Source organism: Sporosarcina sp. P2, assembly GCF_002743255.1.
In the GTDB taxonomy this organism is placed as follows: Bacteria; Bacillota; Bacilli; order Bacillales_A; family Planococcaceae; genus Sporosarcina.
Map to the genome: position 1 here is coordinate 115371 of NZ_PDYY01000003.1, position 19734 is coordinate 135104.

Annotated in this window: 18 protein-coding genes; 13 read left to right on the forward strand and 5 right to left on the reverse strand. The window is 41.5% G+C overall.

Annotated elements, in window-relative coordinates; translation table 11 throughout:
* Positions 1-317: 317 nt before the first annotated feature.
* A complete protein-coding gene (locus tag CSV67_RS04590) occupies positions 318-932 on the reverse strand; it encodes a DUF421 domain-containing protein (RefSeq protein ID WP_233189505.1) in 615 nt (204 codons plus the stop codon).
* A 118-nt stretch (positions 933-1050) separates the two neighbouring features.
* Here CSV67_RS04590 and CSV67_RS04595 point away from each other — a divergent pair, with 118 nt between their 5' ends.
* Both CSV67_RS04595 and CSV67_RS04600 read left to right on the forward strand, forming a co-directional pair.
* Positions 1051-1266: a hypothetical protein gene (locus CSV67_RS04595; protein ID WP_099630455.1), complete on the forward strand. Its 216-nt coding sequence runs from the start codon at positions 1051-1053 to the stop codon at positions 1264-1266.
* Between the two features lie 12 nt (positions 1267-1278).
* Positions 1279-2001, forward strand: coding sequence for a hypothetical protein (locus CSV67_RS04600; protein WP_099630456.1), 723 nt, complete (start codon positions 1279-1281; stop codon positions 1999-2001).
* Between the two features lie 6 nt (positions 2002-2007).
* Here CSV67_RS04600 and nhaC read toward each other — a convergent pair whose 3' ends face one another.
* Positions 2008-3387 carry a Na+/H+ antiporter NhaC gene (gene nhaC, locus CSV67_RS04605; RefSeq protein WP_233192558.1) on the reverse strand — a complete coding sequence of 460 codons (1380 nt, stop codon included), beginning with the start codon at positions 3385-3387 and terminating at the stop codon, positions 2008-2010.
* Positions 3388-3652: 265 nt separating this feature from the next.
* On the opposite strand from nhaC, the gene CSV67_RS04610 reads away from it, so the two are divergent.
* Together CSV67_RS04610 and CSV67_RS04615 are read left to right on the forward strand one after the other, a co-directional pair.
* Positions 3653-4915, forward strand: coding sequence for a cytochrome P450 (locus tag CSV67_RS04610; protein WP_099630458.1), 1263 nt, complete (start codon positions 3653-3655; stop codon positions 4913-4915).
* Between the two features lie 153 nt (positions 4916-5068).
* Entirely contained in the window at positions 5069-6565 is a 1497-nt protein-coding gene (locus CSV67_RS04615; protein ID WP_199173132.1) for a DASS family sodium-coupled anion symporter, read from the forward strand.
* Between the two features lie 187 nt (positions 6566-6752).
* Here the strand turns inward: CSV67_RS04615 and CSV67_RS04620 are convergent, their stop codons facing one another.
* Positions 6753-8264, reverse strand: a complete 1512-nt coding sequence (locus CSV67_RS04620; protein ID WP_099630459.1) for an APC family permease — start codon at positions 8262-8264, stop codon at positions 6753-6755.
* A 235-nt stretch (positions 8265-8499) separates the two neighbouring features.
* Here CSV67_RS04620 and CSV67_RS04625 point away from each other — a divergent pair, with 235 nt between their 5' ends.
* The 3 genes from CSV67_RS04625 to CSV67_RS04635 are packed head-to-tail and all read left to right on the forward strand — an operon-like array spanning position 8500 to position 10761.
* A complete protein-coding gene (locus CSV67_RS04625; protein ID WP_099630460.1) occupies positions 8500-9321 on the forward strand; it encodes an amino acid ABC transporter substrate-binding protein in 822 nt (273 codons plus the stop codon).
* Positions 9311-10027, forward strand: coding sequence for an amino acid ABC transporter permease (locus CSV67_RS04630; RefSeq protein ID WP_099630461.1), 717 nt, complete (start codon positions 9311-9313; stop codon positions 10025-10027). The genes CSV67_RS04625 and CSV67_RS04630 overlap by 11 nt, the downstream gene beginning before the upstream one ends.
* The gene (locus CSV67_RS04635; protein WP_099630462.1) at positions 10024-10761 is read left to right on the forward strand and encodes an amino acid ABC transporter ATP-binding protein; all 738 of its coding nucleotides are present in this window, start codon (positions 10024-10026) and stop codon (positions 10759-10761) included. Before CSV67_RS04630 ends, CSV67_RS04635 begins: the two co-directional genes overlap by 4 nt.
* Positions 10762-10978: 217 nt before the next feature.
* Here CSV67_RS04635 and CSV67_RS04640 read toward each other — a convergent pair whose 3' ends face one another.
* On the reverse strand, positions 10979-11293 hold the full coding sequence (locus CSV67_RS04640) for an MGMT family protein (RefSeq protein WP_099630463.1): 315 nt from the start codon (positions 11291-11293) through the stop codon (positions 10979-10981).
* A 124-nt stretch (positions 11294-11417) separates the two neighbouring features.
* Here CSV67_RS04640 and kynU point away from each other — a divergent pair, with 124 nt between their 5' ends.
* The 5 genes from kynU (at position 11418) to CSV67_RS04665 (ending at position 17357) form a co-directional block, all read left to right on the forward strand.
* Positions 11418-12689: a kynureninase gene (gene kynU, locus CSV67_RS04645; protein ID WP_099630464.1), complete on the forward strand. Its 1272-nt coding sequence runs from the start codon at positions 11418-11420 to the stop codon at positions 12687-12689.
* The gene (gene kynB, locus CSV67_RS04650; protein WP_099630465.1) at positions 12686-13318 is read left to right on the forward strand and encodes an arylformamidase; all 633 of its coding nucleotides are present in this window, start codon (positions 12686-12688) and stop codon (positions 13316-13318) included. Before kynU ends, kynB begins: the two co-directional genes overlap by 4 nt.
* Positions 13315-14133, forward strand: a complete 819-nt coding sequence (gene kynA / locus CSV67_RS04655) for a tryptophan 2,3-dioxygenase (protein WP_099630466.1) — start codon at positions 13315-13317, stop codon at positions 14131-14133. Before kynB ends, kynA begins: the two co-directional genes overlap by 4 nt.
* 67 nt (positions 14134-14200) lie before the next feature.
* On the forward strand, positions 14201-15832 hold the full coding sequence (locus tag CSV67_RS04660; RefSeq protein WP_099630467.1) for an S-layer homology domain-containing protein: 1632 nt from the start codon (positions 14201-14203) through the stop codon (positions 15830-15832).
* A 340-nt stretch (positions 15833-16172) separates the two neighbouring features.
* Entirely contained in the window at positions 16173-17357 is a 1185-nt protein-coding gene (locus CSV67_RS04665) for an MFS transporter (RefSeq protein ID WP_099630468.1), read from the forward strand.
* 156 nt (positions 17358-17513) lie between these two features.
* Here the strand turns inward: CSV67_RS04665 and CSV67_RS04670 are convergent, their stop codons facing one another.
* On the reverse strand, positions 17514-18704 hold the full coding sequence (locus CSV67_RS04670; RefSeq protein WP_099630469.1) for a coenzyme F420-0:L-glutamate ligase: 1191 nt from the start codon (positions 18702-18704) through the stop codon (positions 17514-17516).
* A gap of 112 nt (positions 18705-18816) precedes the next feature.
* Here CSV67_RS04670 and CSV67_RS04675 point away from each other — a divergent pair, with 112 nt between their 5' ends.
* Positions 18817-19701, forward strand: coding sequence for a LysR family transcriptional regulator (locus CSV67_RS04675; RefSeq protein WP_099630470.1), 885 nt, complete (start codon positions 18817-18819; stop codon positions 19699-19701).
* The last annotated feature ends 33 nt before the right edge of the window (positions 19702-19734 follow it).

The following is a 19734-nucleotide window of genomic DNA, read 5'->3' on the forward strand; positions in this document are numbered from 1 at the left end:
TCCTCATACTTAGTATACTCTTTTTACAGAAAAAAACAATTCTAATTTTCAAAGTAAGTTTTACTTTTTCATTATAGTAAATCAAGACCAATGTCAGATGATGATATGACATTGGTCTTGTTTATGCTTTACCTACGCCCTTTGGCGCTTGAATAAGCTCCTTTTTTATTCTTTTCATTCATTACGGTTTTGACGACAGGATATAACACCATTCCCCATTTTACTAACTTTTTTATTACTCTTATCATATATACTTCTTCCTTTCGATTTTGGAGTTGTTATTAGTAACTTCCCCCTTTCCCTCGCAAGTTAAACTTTTATTCAAGCGGTTTAGAAACAGAAGTAGGGTTTTCTATTTCCGTGAAGAGGTTGGAATTCTCGATGTTAGGCGTAGTCGTAAATGTGGAAGGAACAGTAAGGTCCAGTTGTTTGCTCATATCTTCCAATGTCAGCTGAAGTCTTGCTATGTCTTCCTTAGTCGCATATTGCTTGCGATCAATCAAGACATAACCAAGCTGTCCACTCATTTCAATAGTCGCCCATTTTACATCGTCAATTCTTTCAATCCCACTTTGCCGCAAATGCATTTCCAATTCATCCACGGTTAAGCGGAGTTTTTTCATAGTAGATATTTTGAGGATGCCATTTTCAATCACTACTTTAGATCTTCCACGTAAAATCCCTTCAAAGAAATTCCACTTCAGCGCGAGTAGTTCAAATATAAAAAGTGTCAGCACTAAAATAAAGGATAGGAACAAGGTTTGCCATAAATTTTTGTTTGCTACAGGCTGAATCAATAATGTGCCGACCGCAATCATCAACACGGTTTGACCGACTGTCATTTGTGAAATGGACTTGCGGCCAGAAATATGTAAAAGAACAATGCCTGCCACAATAATGAGTACCGCTTTCCAAATTGAATCGAATTCCATTATGTTCACGTCATTTCATGCGTTTAGCATTAATATGGACTAAACATAAAATAGTATGCATGAAAATTTTGAATCCTTCCTTAATACTTCTTCGTACAGTAGGAAAGGAGTGGTCAACATGCGGCAAGATATTCAAAAACAACAAAATATTCTACAGGAAAAACGAGTGAATCAGCGTCGTTTGATGAAACGTTTAGAGCAGACGAACGAAAAACTACTCACTACGAAGCAAAAACGTGATCAACTTCACAGTCAGTTAACGAAAGAACAGCAGGACGTTGTGAAGCTTGGTAAGTTTTCATTTGCAAACAAAATTAGTGAATGGACGGGTTGATGGGACGAGAAGATGAAAAAGGAGATAGAAGAAGCGGCAGAAGTAGAATTGAAATATAATGAGGCAGAAAAAAACGTACTAGATCTGACTGTAGAATTGGAAGACTTACGTAATGAACTGGAGAAACCAGATTTCATGCATGTTGAAGAGGATTGGGAAGATTTTTTGGAGAAAAAAGAATCATGGATTCGCATGAATGATTCTGTTGCCAATCGGACGCTCCAGAAGATTTCGGATGATCGTGTACGTGTCTATTCTATGTTACGTGAAATAGGTGAAGCGTTTGAAGCGGGGGAAAAGGCGGAACGAGCTTTGGTGGATGCACTAAAAAAACTAGATTCAGCCGAAGGGATATCGATGTGGGATACATTTTTAGGGGGAGGGATTTTCGTTTCCGCATTAAAGTACTCCGAAATCAATAGTTCGGATGATTATGTCCATCAAGCACAACGGGCGCTACGGCATTACGAGACGGAATTGATGGATGTACAGGATGCCGCGACAGATTCCTACCAAGTAAATAAAAATGATATCTTTAAATTCACTGACATGTTTTTCGACAATATATTTTCTGACTGGATGGTCCATACACGTATTACAGACGGCAAAAAGAAGCTACACGCAGTCATGCAAGATGTCCGTCGTATACAGGACCGACTTGCAAGAAAACGTGCAGCTTTAGAAGAAGAAATCCGGCGGCTTGATCAGCAACAAGATGATATGATCCTGTCGTAACTAAAATTAAATGCGTGTCAGCGTCTTCCCTAAATAACCAAATAGTACAGTCAAAATCGGGCTTAATAAACAGAAAAACGCAAAGGGTAAATAAGCGATCGTGGGAACATCCAGCACAGTAGTGATGAAAATTCCTGCTACACTCCACGGAACAAGAGGATTAATGACAGTTCCAGCATCTTCCATTACACGGCTCAAATTTTTATTTGCCAGTCCGACCTTTTCGTAGCTGGATTGGAAGGCCTGGCCTGTCAATAAGATAGACAAATATTGTTCGCCAATTAATACGTTAATGCCAATGGCGGTAAGTGCAGACGTCAAAATAACTGATGACACTTTACGTAACACACTTTCAATTTTTGCAAGTAAGCATTGCACAATACCTAATGTGAACAGCATACCGCCCATACTAAGTGCGAGCAAAACAAGTGAGATCGTGAACATCATGCCTTCCATTCCATCGCTGCGAGACAGCAATTCATCGACGACAGCGACACCTGTAGACCCCTCATAACCACTAAATAAAATACTCAATACTTCGGAAACTCCATAAAAGGTATGAATATATGCAATGACAATGGCAGACAATGCACTGACAGCCAGTGTGAGAATAGCCGGTACCTTAACCAATGTCAAAATGATTAGCACTACAACAGGGATCAGCGTATACCAATGTATCAAGTTCGTACCCATGAGTGCATCACTGTATTTCTCGATTGTCGTAAAATCACTAGATGTCACGTTTGGTGATAATACACCAAATAAGATAAGTGAAATAAAGAATGCGGGAAATGTTGTCCATCCCATATTTCGGATATGTTCGAATAGGTCTACACCAACAATTGAAGAGGCCAAGTTGGTCGTATCAGACAACGGTGACATCTTATCACCAAAGAATGCCCCCGAGACAATTGCACCTGCTGCAATTGGCAAAGAAAGTTCCAAAATATGTGCCATACTGATAAACGCCACGCCAATTGTGGCAACAGTTGTCAATGAACTACCGACAGATAAGCCGATAATGGCTGTGACGATGAACACGATGGCATAGAAAAAAGTGGGAGTAATGATTTGGAGTCCCGCATAGATCAAGGTAGGAATCGTCCCGCCCATCATCCAGCTACTCACAAGAACCCCGATGAAGAAAAACAAGAACACCGCGCTCATCCCGGAACTCGCACCTTCTACCAACCCACGTTCTAACTCTCTGTAAGAGATCTTCTTCCATAATCCATAGCCAAATAATAAAAGAATAGCAAATAAAATAGGTACATGTGGTACGGATTCGAATACTACGATACTGCTACTAATCATTACCACAATTAGCACTGTTAGTATGACCGACGCTTTAACGGTTGGCGTATGAATCGCCTTAATTGGAAACATGCTTATGACCTCCTGTAAATGTAGAAAAACTCCTGTCATCCCCTTAAAGGACGAAGGAGTACTCCGCTCTGTCTCTTTGCTGTTGCGAATGAAAATATGGATGATATTGATTTATTATAAAATAGATCACTCATTACATACATAGAAAGTTATCGTTTTGAATTTTATCACGTCAGAAAGATATGTCAATAGAGGAATAGACCGATTACATGCAAGCCGAACAGGGTAAAGCTATAGAAAGTATTTGAAAAGGAAGTGACCGCTCATGCAAGAGAACAGGACAATACCAAAAGTAGAAGGGAAAAGCCAGACGGCAAATATGATTCGTGAAGGGTACCAATTTTTACGTAATCGTAGAAAAGGGTTGCAATCCAATATATTTGAAACGCATGTACTTGGTGAAAAAGTCATTTGCCTGTCAGGAGAAAAAGCTGCAGAGCTCTTTTATGATACAGAGAAGTTTATTCGAAAAAGTGCTATGCCGAAGCGCTTCCAAGAAACATTAACAGGTGAAGGCGGCGTACAATCACTTGACGGAGCCGCGCATCAGCATCGTAAGGAAGCATTTATGTCACTCATGTCTGCAGATAAAATCAATCAGTTGAAAGAAATGGCGAGGGGTCAATGGGAGCGGAAGCTAAGCGACTTTGAAAAGCAACAGGAAGTGAATGTCTATAAAGAGGCACAGGAATTACTTCTGCGCTTAGCCTGTCAGTGGGCAGGTGTTCCGTTAAAAGAAAAAGAAGTACAAGAGAAAAAGGAGGCAATTATTCAACTTTTTGAATCACCTGTCACGCTCGGTTATAAGCAGTGGAAAGCGAAGAAAGCACGGCAGGTATTGGAGACATGGCTTGGTGGTCTTATTAAATCCGTTCGAAAAGGTGATTTGATTCCTTTTGAAGGGACAGCTATGAAAGTCTTTGCCTTTCACCGAGATGAAAATAATGAGTTGCTGAAGGAAAGAATAGCTGCTGTAGAAGTATTGAACATCATTCGTCCGATTGTGGCAATCTCTATCTATATTGCATTTGAAGTACACGCAATCATTCAGCATCCACAAGAGCATAAGAGATTGGCTTCAGGCGATGAAAAAGATTTGCAAGACTTCGTTCAGGAAGTACGCAGACTCTATCCCTTCTTCCCGTTCAATGCTGCACGTGTGAAAAAAGACTTTACGTGGGAAGGTTATGCATTTAAAAAAGGAACGCTAACGATGCTCGACTTTTATGGAACGAACCATGATCCATCTATATGGAATAATCCCGAAGTGTTCAATCCGATGCGATTTAAGGAAGAGCCGATCACCCCATATAATCTCATACCACAGGGTGGGGGAGAGTTCGTCCTTAACCACCGTTGCGCAGGAGAGTGGGCGACAATTGAAGTGATGAAAGTGAGTTTGGATTACTTTGCGAACCGTATGACATTTGATGTACCAAAGCAGGATTTGAGCTACAGTCTCGTCGACATACCGAGCATCCCGAAAAGTAAAATCATTTTAAAGAATGTAAAACGAAAGAATTACTAAGCAGTTAATTGTCTAAGAAGTGAACTGCTTCCTAAAGCCGCTTTATTACAATGTAGTTCAATATCGCTCTAACATATTTCGCGAATACAGTTAATTGTAAAACATTTTGGGTATGATGAAAAAATAACTACATCTAGAAAGGAATGAACACCTGTGACAACGACACAAGAAGATTCGCGTCGACCTGAGAAGCAAAAACGCAATCTTAATGGAGTGTGGATACTCTTAGCATTCGCTACACTCCTAACCATCGTTTTACTCCCTAACCCTGCAGATCTCCCTGTAGTCGGCCAAAGAGCACTTGCTATCTTAGCATTCGCAGTTATCCTATGGGTAACAGAAGCCGTACCGTACCCTGTCAGCGCAGCCATGATTCTTGGGTTAGCCGCAGTGCTCCTCGGCCTCTCACCAAATATGGAAAACCCTGAGGAACTGCTAGGAACACAAAATGCCTTAAGAATGGCGTTGGCCGGATTCTCGAGTCCCGCTGTAGCACTAGTAGCGGCAGCGTTGTTCCTCGCAACTGCTATGCAGACAACCAATTTGCATAAACGCTTAGCGCTGTACATCCTTTCGAAAGTAGGCGTCAAGACCGGAGCGATTATCTTTGGTTCCATCGTCGTATCCATCGTCTTAGCATTCTTCGTACCAAGTGCAACCGCGCGTGCCGGTGCGGTCGTACCGATTTTGCTTGGTATGGTCGCTGCATTCGGGTTACCAACAAACAGTCGATTGGGAGCTTTGCTCGTCATCACAGCTGTTCAATCCGTTTCAATCTGGAACGTCGGTATTAAGACAGGTGCTGCACAGAATATGGTCGCACTTGGCTTTATTGAGAAGGAGTTTGGTGTATCCGTTGCGTGGAGTTCATGGTTCTTGTATGCGGCTCCATGGGCTATTCTCATGTCAATTGCTTTATACTTCATCATGAAATTGACTATTAAACCCGAAACGCAAGTAGTAGAAGGCGGTAAGGAATTGATTCAAGGCCAATTAAAAGAACTAGGCAAAATCAAAGCTTCCGAACTCCGCTTGATTGTTGTTGCAGTTGCTTTACTATTCTTGTGGGCAACAGAAGAAAAACTGCATCCATTTGATACAACGACTGTCACCATAGTTGCCATTGCAATTTTACTGACGCCAAAGATTGGTGTATTTGACTGGAAAACTGTTCAACAAATGATTCCGTGGGGAACCATCGTCGTCTTCGCTGTAGGTATCTCACTGGGCACACTATTATTAGATACAACAGGTGCACAGTGGCTGTCTGATAAAGTGTTCGGTGCAATGGGCTTAGACACTATGCCATTGCTTGCAACGATTGCTTTACTGTCGCTATTTAATATCTTGATTCACCTCGGATTTGCCAGTGCAACGAGTTTATCGTCTGCACTGATTCCGATATTTATTGCTTTAGCAACGACTATTTCACTTGATGTCAATGAAGTTGGATTTGTTTTAATTCAGCAGTTCGTCATCAGTTTCGGGTTTTTGTTGCCTGTTAGTGCTCCGCAGAATATGTTGGCATATGGAACCGGTGCTTTCTCGGTGAAGGACTTCTTAAAGACGGGTGTTCCCCTTACTATTATCGGTTACTTACTAATCTTGTTATTTAGTGCGACATACTGGCAGTGGATTGGACTTCTATAAGACTGTACGTAGCGAAAGCAGTGAGCGTTAAGTTCCCTGCTATTTACCGTGAGGAAAGGAAAGAGTAAGTGGAATAACACTGTTGATCTGAAGCTAATGATACGTGCATCCTTCACCTGCTATATAATCGTAAAAAAGGACCGCCACAAGCAGTGTAGATTTGTGGCGGTCCTATTATCTAGTATGTCTACGAACGAGTGGCTTGTGGAATTGCCAGATCTGAATTTTGTTTTGTAGGCGTTGTATCCATCACTTCTGATTCGATGGATTTACCTAATACGTAATACTCGGTTTCTTCTTGCGTTAGGCTGTTATAACGCTTGCGGATAGCCGTATAGAAGACTACTCCAACGATTGTCCAAGCGAGTAACAGTATGTATGAAGGAGTTGTGAGTGTTGCTGGAGAGTTTGGCACAAGTAATAATGCCAAGAACGACCCACTCGCCACCATACCTAGTAATGCCAAGAACTTTTTTAATGGTGCAATTTCGCGTCCCATTTCTTCTTTGCCAAAAGCAAGTACTTTAAATGCTGCGAGACAAGTGAAGAAGTAGGCTACGGATACGCCCGTTGAAGACATGTCAACGATCCATGTCAATGCTTGACGACCAAACCATGGTGTCGGCAATGTAATGAATGCTACGAACCAAATCCCCCATTTAGGCGTTTGGTTAGCTGTCATCCCACGAAAGAAGTTAGGTAATGCACGTGCGCGCGCCATAGAGAATAATAGACGACTAGAAGACATGAAGAATCCATTCAAACCAGTGAAGATTCCCATGACAATCGCCACTGCCATAACAGCTAATCCTCCAACCCCTAGTGCGGATTGAACCACATCACCTGTTATCCATAAATCACCGCTTCCGATACTTGCTGATGCAGGGTATGTCCAGCTAGTTAAGCCAATCATGATTGCATAGATTATGAATGAAGTGAAAAGAGAAGCTACAATTAGCATAGTTGCTTTACGGGGAGAGAAGTTAAATTCTTCCGCGGCTTGTGGCACATTATCAAATCCAACGTATGCCCATGGTGCAATCGCCAATACTACAAGTATAGAAGTAATAATGGACTGGTTACCTTTAAACAAAGGTTGCATATTCGCAAGTGGTTGTTCGGCCCCAGCGAATGTGAAGATACCAAGTACTAGGACACTAGCAACGAGTAAGACGCTGAAATAAAATTGAATCCGGCCTGAAATACTTGTTCCTGTCGTGTTAATAAACGCAAATGCTAAAATCAGTAAACTGGCAATGAGTATTTCGGGTATGTAGACGTCCCACCCCGCAACGTTATACAGAAACCCTTGTTTCATAAATCCAGGCGCTAAAAACTTCAGTAATAAAGTGAGTGCAGAAGCATTTAATGCGACGATCGATATATATCCGAGTGACAAGAACCAGCCGCAAATAAACGCCCATATTTTACCCGCCGCAACAAAAGCATATGTAAATCCGCCTCCAGAAACCGGAAACTTCTTGATCATTACGCCATAGCTGGAGGCGATGATCATCATCACGAGTGCTCCAATTCCTAATCCAATGACTGCGCCAAGTGGTCCGGAAGATTGAATCCAATCTCCTGGTAAGATGAACGCGCCCCAACCAACAGACGAGCCGAGTGCGATTGCGAAAACCCATGATGGCTTCAATGTTTTATTTAATTTCCTTCGTGTGTTCTCATATCCTTGATCCATGTGATCCAACCCCTAAGTTAGTAGTATAGCGATTGTATGCCCTTTCTTTAGATAATTAAAACGTGTAAGGGATCATATTATTATTTTACTATTTTAAGAAAGAAGTATTTAGTTTTGATGATGTATTCTGTATAGTGTAATAACATACATTACAAGATTTAGATGTTGACAGAGTCTACGCAATCTTTTATGATTCTAAACAACAAATACTTATAAGAATAGTGGGGTTTTATAAATGAAAAAAGTACTTATACCGTTTATGATCGTTTTATTGGCTGCTTTTTTGGTAGCATGTGGCGGCAAAGAAGATAGTAAACCTAACGACTCCGCTGAAAAACCAACAGAGCAAGACGGTCTGCTTGAAGATGTACTCGCAACCGGTGTGCTCAATGTAGGAACGGAAGGAACATACGCACCTTTCTCTTTTCATGATGAATCGGGAAAGCTCACAGGCTATGATGTAGAAGTTACACAAGAAGTGGCTAAACGTCTAGGGGTGGAAGCAAAGTTTTTTGAAACACAGTGGGATGCTGTTTTCGCGGGATTAGATGCAAAAAGGTTTGACATGATTGCCAACCAAGTCGGTATTAATGAAGAGCGCAAAGCAAAGTATGAATTCTCTCAAGCATATACGCACTCGAATTCTGTTTTAGTTGTTCGTGAAGACGCTGATATTGCGTTTGATGGAATGGAAGGAAAAAAAGCTGCGCAGACATTGACAAGTAACTACGGTGAACTAGCGAAAGCTAATGGTGCGGAAATTATAAAGATTGACGGTTTCAACCAAGGCGTCGACTTAGTCATTTCTAAACGAGTAGATGGTACGTACAATGACAAACTTTCTGCACTCGATTACTTGAAGCAAAAACCTGATGCGCCTATTAAAATTGTAGAGGAAGAAGAAATCTCCAAAGATAATCAATCGGAGAGCGCTTTTTTATTCAGACAAGGCAATGACGACTTAATAGAGGAAATAAACAAAGCGTTGGATGCGATGCGTGAAGACGGTACATTGAAGACGATTTCCGAAAAATGGTTCGGCGAAGATGTATCTTAATACGATTGCGCTAAGTCCCGAACGGATACAGAGATTCCAGGAAATCGCATCAACATCCATCGGGCCTTTGATTGAAGGGGCTATTAAGTATACGATTCCCTTAGCAATCATCGCATTTAGTATTGGATTGATCATTGCAATATTTACTGCCTTGGCAAGAATTTCATCTAGTAAATTCTTGCGGGCAATAGCGCGAGTGTATGTATCAATCATCCGTGGAACGCCTTTGCTTGTACAATTATTTATTATATTCTACGGTTTGCCAACAATCGGTATTACCATTGATCCTTTCCCGTCCGCGATCATAGGATTTTCACTGAATGTTGGTGCCTATGCCTCCGAAATCATTCGAGCAGCAATACTGTCCATTCCTAAAGGACAGTGGGAAGCAGCATATTCTATTGGAATGAATTACTCGCAGGCATTGCGGAAGATTGTTTTACCACAAGCCGCCAGAGTGTCTGTGCCACCGCTTTCGAATTCCTTTATTGGATTGGTAAAAGATACATCGCTCGCAGCTACGATTTTAGTAGCTGAGACATTCAGGCGGGCGCAAGAAATTGCCTCCATGAACTATGAGTTTTTATTCGTCTATGTCATGGCAGCTCTTGTATATTGGGTGATTTGTTTCATCTTGTCGATTATTCAAGGAAGAATTGAAATACGCCTGGATCGTGTTGTCGGTAAGACGGGGGGATTATCATGATTTCTATACAAGGACTGAAAAAGTCTTTCGGATCACAAGAAGTGATAAAAAATGTAGATTTAGAAATCGAACAGGGAAAAGTGGTCGTGATAATTGGGCCTTCGGGTTCTGGTAAATCTACGTTGTTACGTTGTTTGAATGTGCTTGAAACACCGAATGGTGGGGTGCTGTCTATAGATGGGCAGAAGTTAGACTTTAATTCGGCGGTCTCTAAAAAATCTATCAGTGCATTCCGACGATTGACGGGAATGGTATTTCAAAGCTATAATCTGTTTCCACATCTAACAACGACAGGTAATGTAACAGAAGGACTTACTACAGTCAAAGGACTATCGCGTAAGGAAGCTGTGAAGAAGGCAGAACTGTTACTTGATAAAGTAGGGTTGGCTGAACATAAAGACAAGTATTCTTTCCAACTTTCGGGTGGTCAGCAACAGCGTGTTGCGATTGCACGAGCGCTTGCGATGGATCCGAAAGTCATGTTATTCGATGAACCGACATCCGCTCTGGATCCTGAACTTGTTGGCGAGGTACTTCGAGTTATGAAGGATCTAGCGCATGAAGGTATGACGATGGCTGTTGTAACGCATGAAATGAGGTTCGCAAAGGAAGTTGCCGATGAAGTAATCTTTATTGATCAGGGTGTCATTGTAGAACGCGGTGCGCCAGCTGAGATCTTCAACTATCCAAAACATGAGCGTACAAAGAAGTTTTTGAGTTTATTACAAGTATAAATACAAATAACGCTTGGCATATTAGATGCCAAGCGATTTTTTGTGTTGAAATTGAAGGAAAACAGCCTTTGCGCTCATTAATTAGATTAAGCGAGCATAGTTCATCTTCCACCGCCCTATGATACTTAACGGGCGCTCTATTAACTCCCGTGAACGCTCTATTAGCTTGCCTAAGTGATCATAACGATGTCCTAACCGCTCATTAACATACTTCCATTCAATCAGGGTGCCAGCGATACGTATCGAGAGAGACACGACCATTTTCGTTGAATTGAACACCTTCCGCGAGCAATCGTTCACGTTGCGTTTCACCTTTACTTTGTGCATTTTCCGGAGTAGAGATCCCGCCTTGTGCATTAATGACGCGATGCCAAGGCAATTCATATTTAGCACTCATCGAATGTAAAATACGTGAGATTTGTCTTGCGCCCCGAGGGTTGCCTGCTTCTGCGGCCACTTGTCCATAGGTCATCACACGACCTGGAGGAATAGCTTGAATGATTGCCACGGCCTGTTCTGTAAATGTTTCCATAGTGATGAAAGCCTCCTTTTCAATAAAGTCTAGCATAGAATGTTGCGGGAGTTCATGCCATTATTCAAACGACATCGAATGCCATTATGGTATTATTTATGTACAGTTAGAAAGGAGAATATATATGAACTCCAATACGTTAGAATACGCAAAAACATTAGATCAGCAAGATTTACTAGCATCTTACAGAGAAGAATTTTATTTACCGTTAGAGAAAATCTATATGGATGGTAATTCACTTGGATTATTATCAAAGCGTGCAGAGAAAAAGTTATTCGAACTGTTAGACGCTTGGAAGACACTTGCAATTGATGGCTGGACGGAGGGAACGCATCCGTGGTTTTACATGGCAGAACAAATAGGTGGAAGAATGGCACCGCTAGTGGGAGGTAAAAAATCCGAAGTGATTGCGACAGGTTCCACTACGACGAATCTACATCAAATGATTTCTACATTTTATCGACCTTCGAAGAAACGAATGAAAATACTAGCCGATGAATTAAATTTTCCGTCAGATATTTATGCGTTACAAAGTCAGATTCGTGTACAAGGCCTGGATCCGGAAGAGCATCTGATTCGTGTGAAAAGTGAAGATGGTCTGACGTTGGATGAAAACCAAATTATTAATGCCATGACGGAGGATGTCGCATTGATTGTACTGCCATCCGTTTTATATCGTAGTGGTCAAGTACTAGATATGAAAATGCTTACGCAAGCGGCAAGAGAAAGAGATATTCCAATTGGATTCGATTTATCGCATTCGGTTGGATCTGTAACGCATGCACTTCACGATTGGGACGTAGATTTCGCTTTTTGGTGTACATATAAACACTTGAATGGCGGACCTGGATCCGTTGGCGGTTTATTCGTCAACGAAAGACATTTTGGTATAGAAGCAGGACTTGCAGGATGGTTCGGCTCCGATAAGATGAAGCAATTTGATATGAATCATAGAATGACGCCTGCAACAGATGCAGGTGCATACCAAATAGGCACACCGCATATATTGAGCCTGGCTCCGCTACTCGGTTCACTCGAAATGTTCGAGGAGCTTGGAATGGAGGGAATCCGTGAAAAGTCATTGAAACTGACAAGCTTTATGTTGAGTTGTATAGAGGATGAACTAAGTGCGTATTCTTTTGGTATTGGGAATCCACTAGATGATACGCGTGGAGGCCACTTATTGCTACAGCACAAGGAAGCAGCAAGAATCTGTCAAGCATTGAAAGCACAAGGCGTCGTTCCAGACTTCCGTGCACCTGATGGTATTAGATTAGCACCAGTTGCATTGTATAATTCATTCGAAGACGTTTGGCAAACGGTACAAATCCTCAAAAAGATTATGCAAGAAGATCTATATAAACAGTTTCCGAATGAGCGCGGGGTGGTTGCATGACGAATCAGTGGATCGATATTACACAACCTTTGAATCAGCGTATTGCGGAGTGGCCTGGCGACACACCGTTTACCTATGAAGTAACCGTAACGAAAGAGCAATCCGGTTCGGTTAATATCGGCAAATTAACGATGAGTACGCATATCGGCACGCATACGGATGCACCTTTCCATTATGATGATGATGGCTTGAAAATTTTGGAGTTGCCAGTGGATTTGTATATAGGCAAAGCTTGTTTGGTAGATGTAACAGGAGTTAGTTGTGTGACAAAGGCAGATTTGGAGCCGTTTGATTTTGGCGGTGCAGAACGCTTATTATTGAAAACCGGAAGTCATCCAACACCAACGAAGTTTCCTGAGAACTTCACGGTTATCGGAGAGGATGTCGGACCGTTATTGAAAGAGCGGGGTATACGTCTAATTGGTGTGGATATGCCATCTGTTGATTCAGAGACTAGTAAAGATCTACCTGGTCACCATTCGTTATATCGCAATGATGTGATCATCATCGAGAATCTAGTATTGCATTCATTGGAAGAAGGATATTATGAATTAGTTGCATTGCCATTGGCACTAGAAGATGCGGATGGAAGTCCCGTCCGTGCAGTCGTCAGGAGGTTGCAGCCATGAAGGAGAAGGGAATTCACACCGATTTTCGTGAATCGATGACGTACGGTGAGTATTTACATTTAGATAAGGTGCTATCGAGCCAAGAGCGTTTGTCAGGACATCATGATGAAATGCTTTTCATCGTGATTCATCAAGTAAATGAATTGTGGATGAAGCTGATTTTACACGAGTTGGAATCAGCAATCGAATCAATTCAGCAAGATGAGTTACCGGAAGCGTTCAAAATGCTTGCTCGCGTCTCGAAAGTTCAGACTCAAATTATTCAGGCGTGGGATGTACTAGCTACGTTGACACCTGCCGAGTACATGGAATTTCGGGACAGTTTAGGTAAGGCCTCAGGGTTCCAATCCTATCAAAATCGTTTGATTGAGTTTGCTTTAGGTTATAAGCAACCACATATTATTAAAATCTATGAAAAGGATTCCGAGCTGTCAGCGAAATTAGCGAAAGCGTATCAAGCACCAGGAATTTACGATGTAGCTATTCAAGCGTTGGCACGTGCAGGTTTTGCTATCAATACGAACTTGCTAACACGTGATTTTTCAATTACTTACGAAGGAGATCCGAGTGTTGCGGCTGCATGGCTTGAAGTCTATCGCAATGTGGATCAATATTGGGATTTGTATCAATTGGCAGAAAAGCTAGTGGATATCGAAGACAGCCATCAGCAATGGCGCTTTAGGCATATGAAAACAGTGGAGCGCATTATTGGTTTTAAGAAAGGTACAGGCGGCTCTTCGGGTGTTCATTATCTAAAATCTGTACTTGATCATCGCTTTTTTCCAGAACTGTGGGACGTTCGAACTGAGATTTGACAAACTGGCAAGCTAGCGACTATTATTAAAATTACAATAATCTGAAAATGGGAAGGTGGTATGTATAATGACCAAAAAGTCGTTTAGCTATGTTGTGTTGGCATTTGCCTTAGTTTTGCAAATGGCTATCCTGCCGTTACAAGCGTCTGCTGCAGATCCTGAAAAAGCACCTACGTGGATTTCACCTATTAATTATTTAGCGCTTGGGGATTCATTAGCGGCGGGTGTCACACCGAATAACGAACTAGGTAAAGGCTATACAGACTTTTTAGCAGAGGAACTGGCTACAAGTGAAGTATTGCAAGCTAGCAATAAAGGGTTTTCGTACCCAGGCTATAAAACAGACGATGTCTTGAGGGATTTTGAGATGGATGTCACGAAGCCGATTGTAGGGATCGGACATTCTGATAAAACAGCTAGCCTTCATCAATCGGTGAAAGAAGCAGATCTCATTACGTTAACAATTGGCGCAAATGATGTGTTGCCAAAGTTTACGTTTGATGACAAAGGCACACCGCAATTCAACCCAGAGGAATTACAGGCAGCTATAATGAAAGTCGGGATGAATACGCAAAAGATCTTGGCTAAAATTTATCAACTGAACCCGGCTGCACAAGTATATGTGATGGGCTATTACAATCCATTCCCTTACTTGAGTCCACAAAATCAACCCGTAGTGAATCAGCTCGTCATAACGTTAAATGACGCGATTAAAAAAGGCATGACAGGCACTACAGCACAGTTTGTAGAGACATCAAAGAAAATTGCCGAGGATCCTTATACGTACCTGCCTAATCCTAAAAATATTCATTTAAGTCAAGCGGGCTACAAAGTAGTGATGGAGGCTTTCCATAAATCATTGATGGAGAACTATTCATGGTTTGCCAAAGATGCGCTTACTGTCACAGCCAAAAATGCGACAACAGTAGAGTTAAACTGGAAACCGGTTATTGATACGGGAATGGTCTCGACGTATCAAGTCTTTGCTGGTGATAAAATGGTAGGCGAAGTGATGTCTCCTGTATTGTCCTATGAAATTACAGATCTTGAGCCGAATAAGGAGTATCACTTCTCTGTTCAAGCCGTTAATCAGAACGGCACGAGGAGCATACAACACTTGAATACTAAATACACAGTAGATAAAGAGCCAACCATGGTGTTTACAGATATCACAAATCATTGGGCTAAAGAAGTAATCGAAATGGCAGCACAGAAAGGTATTGTTAGTGGCTATGCAGATCACACTTTCCGACCGGACGCATCACTGACTCGTGCACAAGCTATTTCAATCATTGTCCGTGCGCTAGATTTAAAACCTAAAAGCACAAAATGGGCATTTACTGATTTAGCAGACTACGCGGACAGCACCAAGATGGATATTCAAGCGGCTTATGATCATGATTTAGTAAATGGAGTCAATGGTCACTTCATGCCAAACAAGCCCATTACGCGTGCGCAGTTAGCATTGGTACTTAGCCGAACGTATGAAGTAGCAACTGGAAAGCCTTTCACTCCAACAGTGGCTGCACCGTTTACAGATATTCAGAAGTTCTCAAAAGACACACAGTGGGCAATAGCAGGTCTTTATCAAATGAATATCGCAACGGGGGACAATAGCAAATTCATGCCAAACCATCCCACAACGCGAGCACATGCTGCAAAAATGGTCGTTCATTCATTGGAAGCCATTGCACAATAATATACACGTCAAAAGGCAAACCTCACATCGGGGTTTGCCTTTTACTATTGTTCAGTTTAAGGATGTGGTACTACTCGAATGTCGATTAACGATATAGTTTATGTATGATTTCGGGTAAAATGACGTTAGCGGAAATTGCAGCACGTAGAAAAGTTGAAAATCGGAGTGTCATTAAAGTTGTCTAGCAAAACAAGGATGAACAACAATATCAAATAGTATGGTAGACTTGGAAGTGTTTTATGAGAATTTACTTGAAGATGCCACAGAGGAAGAATTAGAAGTGGGCATTCGTATATAAAAACGAGCGAATAAAAATCTTCATAAATGAGAGAGTGGTAAAATGGAAAATAGGGCCATTTGGACAAAAGACTTTATCGTTATATCTATCATCAACTTCTTCTTAATGCTAGTAATGTATTTACTTATAGTTACCATTGGGCCTTATTCAGTGAAGGAGTATGGCGTATCAACTAGTGTTGCAGGTCTCGTGTCAGGTATTTTCATCATTGGGACACTTTGTGCACGCCTTGCAGTAGGTGGGTTAATAGAAAAGGTCGGTAGCCGGAGGATTCTATTGATAGGATTGTTAGTCTCTGTATTGGCATCCGTCATTTATCTTGGTGTAGAAAACTTACCACTATTGATGGTAAACCGATTCTTTCATGGAGTTGGACTTGGTATATCTTCGACCGCCACTGGCACGATGGTAGCTCAAATGCTACCCCCCTCACGTCGAGGTGAAGGTATTGGGTATTTCAGTTTAAGCTCGGTCCTGGCTACAGCGGTTGGGCCGTTTTTCGGTATTTTCCTAAGTCAGCACTATCATTTCACCGTACTTTTTATGTTTTGTCTAGCACTCAGTGTTAGTTGTGCAGCCATGTTCTCTTTTGTTAAGAAAAACCCCATGGTCATGCCTAAAAAGAATGTACAAACACCAACAAAGAAATTTAGGGTTAACGGATTAGTAGAAGTGCGCGCATTACCGATCGCGTTCGTGACTTTGTTAGCTGCTATTGCTTATTCTGGTGTGCTGTCATTCATTTCGTTCTATGCAGCGGAACTCAACTTAGTCAGTGCAGCCAGCTTCTTCTTTTTAGTATACGCCATTGCTGTATTGCTCTCGAGACCATACACGGGAAAACTATTGGATGTAAAGGGGAGTAAGTTTGTCGTCTATCCTTCATTATCATTATTTGCTGGCGGCTTGTTATTCTTAAGCGAGACAAATGCAGGTTGGATGCTATTGCTTGCGGGTGGTGTTCTTGGACTCGGGTTTGGAAACTTTCAATCATGTGCGCAAGCGATTGCGTTGCAAGGCGTTAAACCTGAGCGCTTAGGTGTTGCTACATCCACGTTCTTCATCTTCTTAGACATGGGTTTTGGCTTTGGTCCGTATGTACTCGGATTGCTTGTACCGATCCTCGGCTACCAACAAATGTATTTGGTTCTCATGGTTGTAGTACTAATCGCGCTTGGCTTATTCATGCTATTCAGTCAGATGCGCCAACGTGCTATCGTGGAATGAAATGTTAAACTGTATGAAAAGACACTACATGATAGTAGTGTCTTTTCATATGAACTTCACGTAAATTACGTCCATTGTAGCATAGAAAAATCTGTTTATAATACATGGGCGATAAAATAAAGAAACACCTGTGAGGATGCTCACAGGTGTAATTTGTTAGTTTGTGAAGTTATCGAAATAGCCTTGAATAAAGACAATAGGTGTACCTTTGTCTCCGCTACCTGAAGTCAGGTCGGATAAGGATCCGATTAAATCCGTTAGCTTACGAGGAGTTGTTCCTTGTGACGCCATAGATCCCATTAAATTTGAATCTTTGTTCTCGATGAATTCGGACACAGCATTCTTTAATTCTTCTCCGCGTAATTCAGAGAAATCATTATCGGCTAAGTATTTTAGTTTCACTTCATTTGGAATACCGTCAAGCCCGTCTGTGTATGCAGGGGATACAACTGGATCAGCCAGTTCCCAAATCTTACCCACTGGATCTTTAAACGCGCCATCTCCGTAAATCATCACTTCAATATGCTTGCCTGTTTCTTTTTTTAACATGTTCTGAATGTTATCCACTATAGGCTGACAGCTATGAGGGAACAATTTGATACTGTCCTCTTGCGCTTTGTTTGCGCCAAGTAATCCGAACTCTTCATTGTAGCCACTGCCGTCAATAGAAGTTCTCAAGATATCATCCAAACCGTAAATCTTTTCGGCACCGTTTGCTTCCAAAATGCGCTTTGTTCTGAAGCGTGAGTGAATATCGCAAGTCAATACAGTTTTTGTATAATCTAAAATCGTTCGCGCGTTATTGGAGAATATAACTTCATGTTCAACACCGAACTCGTCCATCAATGATTTATAGTATTCAATATAGTCAACACCTGTGAATGGGTGTTTATTATCACCAAAATGTTCACGGAACTCAGCTTCAGTCAATACGTCAGTCCAAGGGTTAACTCCCTTTTCATCTAGGCGATCAAGCTCGACTAAGTGGTTACCCACCTCATCGGAAGGGTAGCTAAGCATCAAAACGATTTTCTTCGCACCTTTTGCAATACCGCGTAAGCAGTTTCCAAAGCGGTTACGACTAAGAATAGGGAAAATAACGCCAATAGTATCATTACCAAATTTCGCTTCAACATCTTTTGCGATATCATCGATTGTTGCATAATTTCCTTGTGCACGCGCTACGATCGATTCCGTGATGGATACGATATCTTTATCTTGAAACGTAATATTTTCTTTTTCAGAAGCTTCTAATACACTATCCACTACGATTTGATCAATATTGTCACCTTCATTAATAATTGGGCAACGCAATCCTCTAACAACCGTTCCAACAACTCTTCCCAAAACAATCGCTCCTTAGTGAAACTCAATTTGATCTCTCTTCTTTGTATTATACCGTCCATTTATGATATAAGTAAAATTAATATACTTAATAAGGGATATAAGGAGTGTTTATATGTCGATCAACTTGGAGTGGTATAAAGTCTTCCGTACAGTTGTGCATAATGAAAGCTTCTCAAAAGCCGCCCGAAGTTTATTTATGACACAACCTGCTGTCAGTCAAATCATATCGCAGCTAGAAGGGGCATTGGATACACGTCTATTCAATCGTACATCCAAAGGAGTGTCATTGACCGATGAAGGCTCCTTGCTCTACGAGTATGTCAATTCGGCACTGAATTTAATCGAGGCAGGCAATGAAAAGTTGCAGGAATTAAAGAATCTATCATTGGGCGAATTAAAAATAGGGGTAGGGGATACGATCTCGCGTTATTATCTGCTCCCCTATCTGGAAGCTTTTCATACGAGTTTTCCGGGTATCCGATTCAAGATTATTAATGGTACTACGTTAGAGCTAATCGCCGCGTTGAAATCTGGCGAAGTGGATATTGCAGTTTGTAATTTTCCAATAGAAGATGATTCGTTGGAGAAGCGTGTTTGTTTCGATGTGCAGGATACCTTCGTATATGGCGAACGGTTTAAAAAGTTGTTTTTGAAACCTGTACCTTTGCATGAGCTTTCGAGGTTGCCTTTGATATTACTAGAGTCGAAATCTAATTCGCGGCAGTATGTAGAGGAGTTTCTGTTGAAGGAAGGTGTAAAGATTGATCCTGAATTTGAACTGGGGTCGCATGAGTTGTTGCTAGAATTTGCTCAAATTAATTTGGGCATTGCGTGTGTGGTGAAAGAATTCTCGGAAGAATACTTAGAACGTGGCATGCTACAGGAAGTAGAATTTCTGAAAGCCATACCTAAGCGGAGTATCGGCGTATGCTACTTAAAGGCGGTATCTTTATCACCAGCAGCCTCGAAGTTTATTGGCATATTGGAGAAGAAGTAGACAAGTAACACGTTACTAATAATTAACTTAAAA

Coding starts and splice junctions, on each gene's coding strand:
- CSV67_RS04610 (WP_099630458.1), top strand. CDS start 3,653: ATGCAAGAGAACAGGACAATACCAAAAGTAGAAGGGAAAAGCCAGACG.
- CSV67_RS04660 (WP_099630467.1), top strand. CDS start 14,201: ATGACCAAAAAGTCGTTTAGCTATGTTGTGTTGGCATTTGCCTTAGTT.
- nhaC (WP_233192558.1), bottom strand. CDS start 3,387: ATGTTTCCAATTAAGGCGATTCATACGCCAACCGTTAAAGCGTCGGTC.
- CSV67_RS04675 (WP_099630470.1), top strand. CDS start 18,817: ATGTCGATCAACTTGGAGTGGTATAAAGTCTTCCGTACAGTTGTGCAT.
- kynB (WP_099630465.1), top strand. CDS start 12,686: ATGACGAATCAGTGGATCGATATTACACAACCTTTGAATCAGCGTATT.
- kynA (WP_099630466.1), top strand. CDS start 13,315: ATGAAGGAGAAGGGAATTCACACCGATTTTCGTGAATCGATGACGTAC.
- CSV67_RS04600 (WP_099630456.1), top strand. CDS start 1,279: ATGAAAAAGGAGATAGAAGAAGCGGCAGAAGTAGAATTGAAATATAAT.
- kynU (WP_099630464.1), top strand. CDS start 11,418: ATGAACTCCAATACGTTAGAATACGCAAAAACATTAGATCAGCAAGAT.
- CSV67_RS04665 (WP_099630468.1), top strand. CDS start 16,173: ATGGAAAATAGGGCCATTTGGACAAAAGACTTTATCGTTATATCTATC.
- CSV67_RS04625 (WP_099630460.1), top strand. CDS start 8,500: ATGAAAAAAGTACTTATACCGTTTATGATCGTTTTATTGGCTGCTTTT.
- CSV67_RS04635 (WP_099630462.1), top strand. CDS start 10,024: ATGATTTCTATACAAGGACTGAAAAAGTCTTTCGGATCACAAGAAGTG.
- CSV67_RS04640 (WP_099630463.1), bottom strand. CDS start 11,293: ATGGAAACATTTACAGAACAGGCCGTGGCAATCATTCAAGCTATTCCT.
- CSV67_RS04620 (WP_099630459.1), bottom strand. CDS start 8,264: ATGGATCAAGGATATGAGAACACACGAAGGAAATTAAATAAAACATTG.
- CSV67_RS04590 (WP_233189505.1), bottom strand. CDS start 932: ATGGAATTCGATTCAATTTGGAAAGCGGTACTCATTATTGTGGCAGGC.
- CSV67_RS04595 (WP_099630455.1), top strand. CDS start 1,051: ATGCGGCAAGATATTCAAAAACAACAAAATATTCTACAGGAAAAACGA.
- CSV67_RS04630 (WP_099630461.1), top strand. CDS start 9,311: ATGTATCTTAATACGATTGCGCTAAGTCCCGAACGGATACAGAGATTC.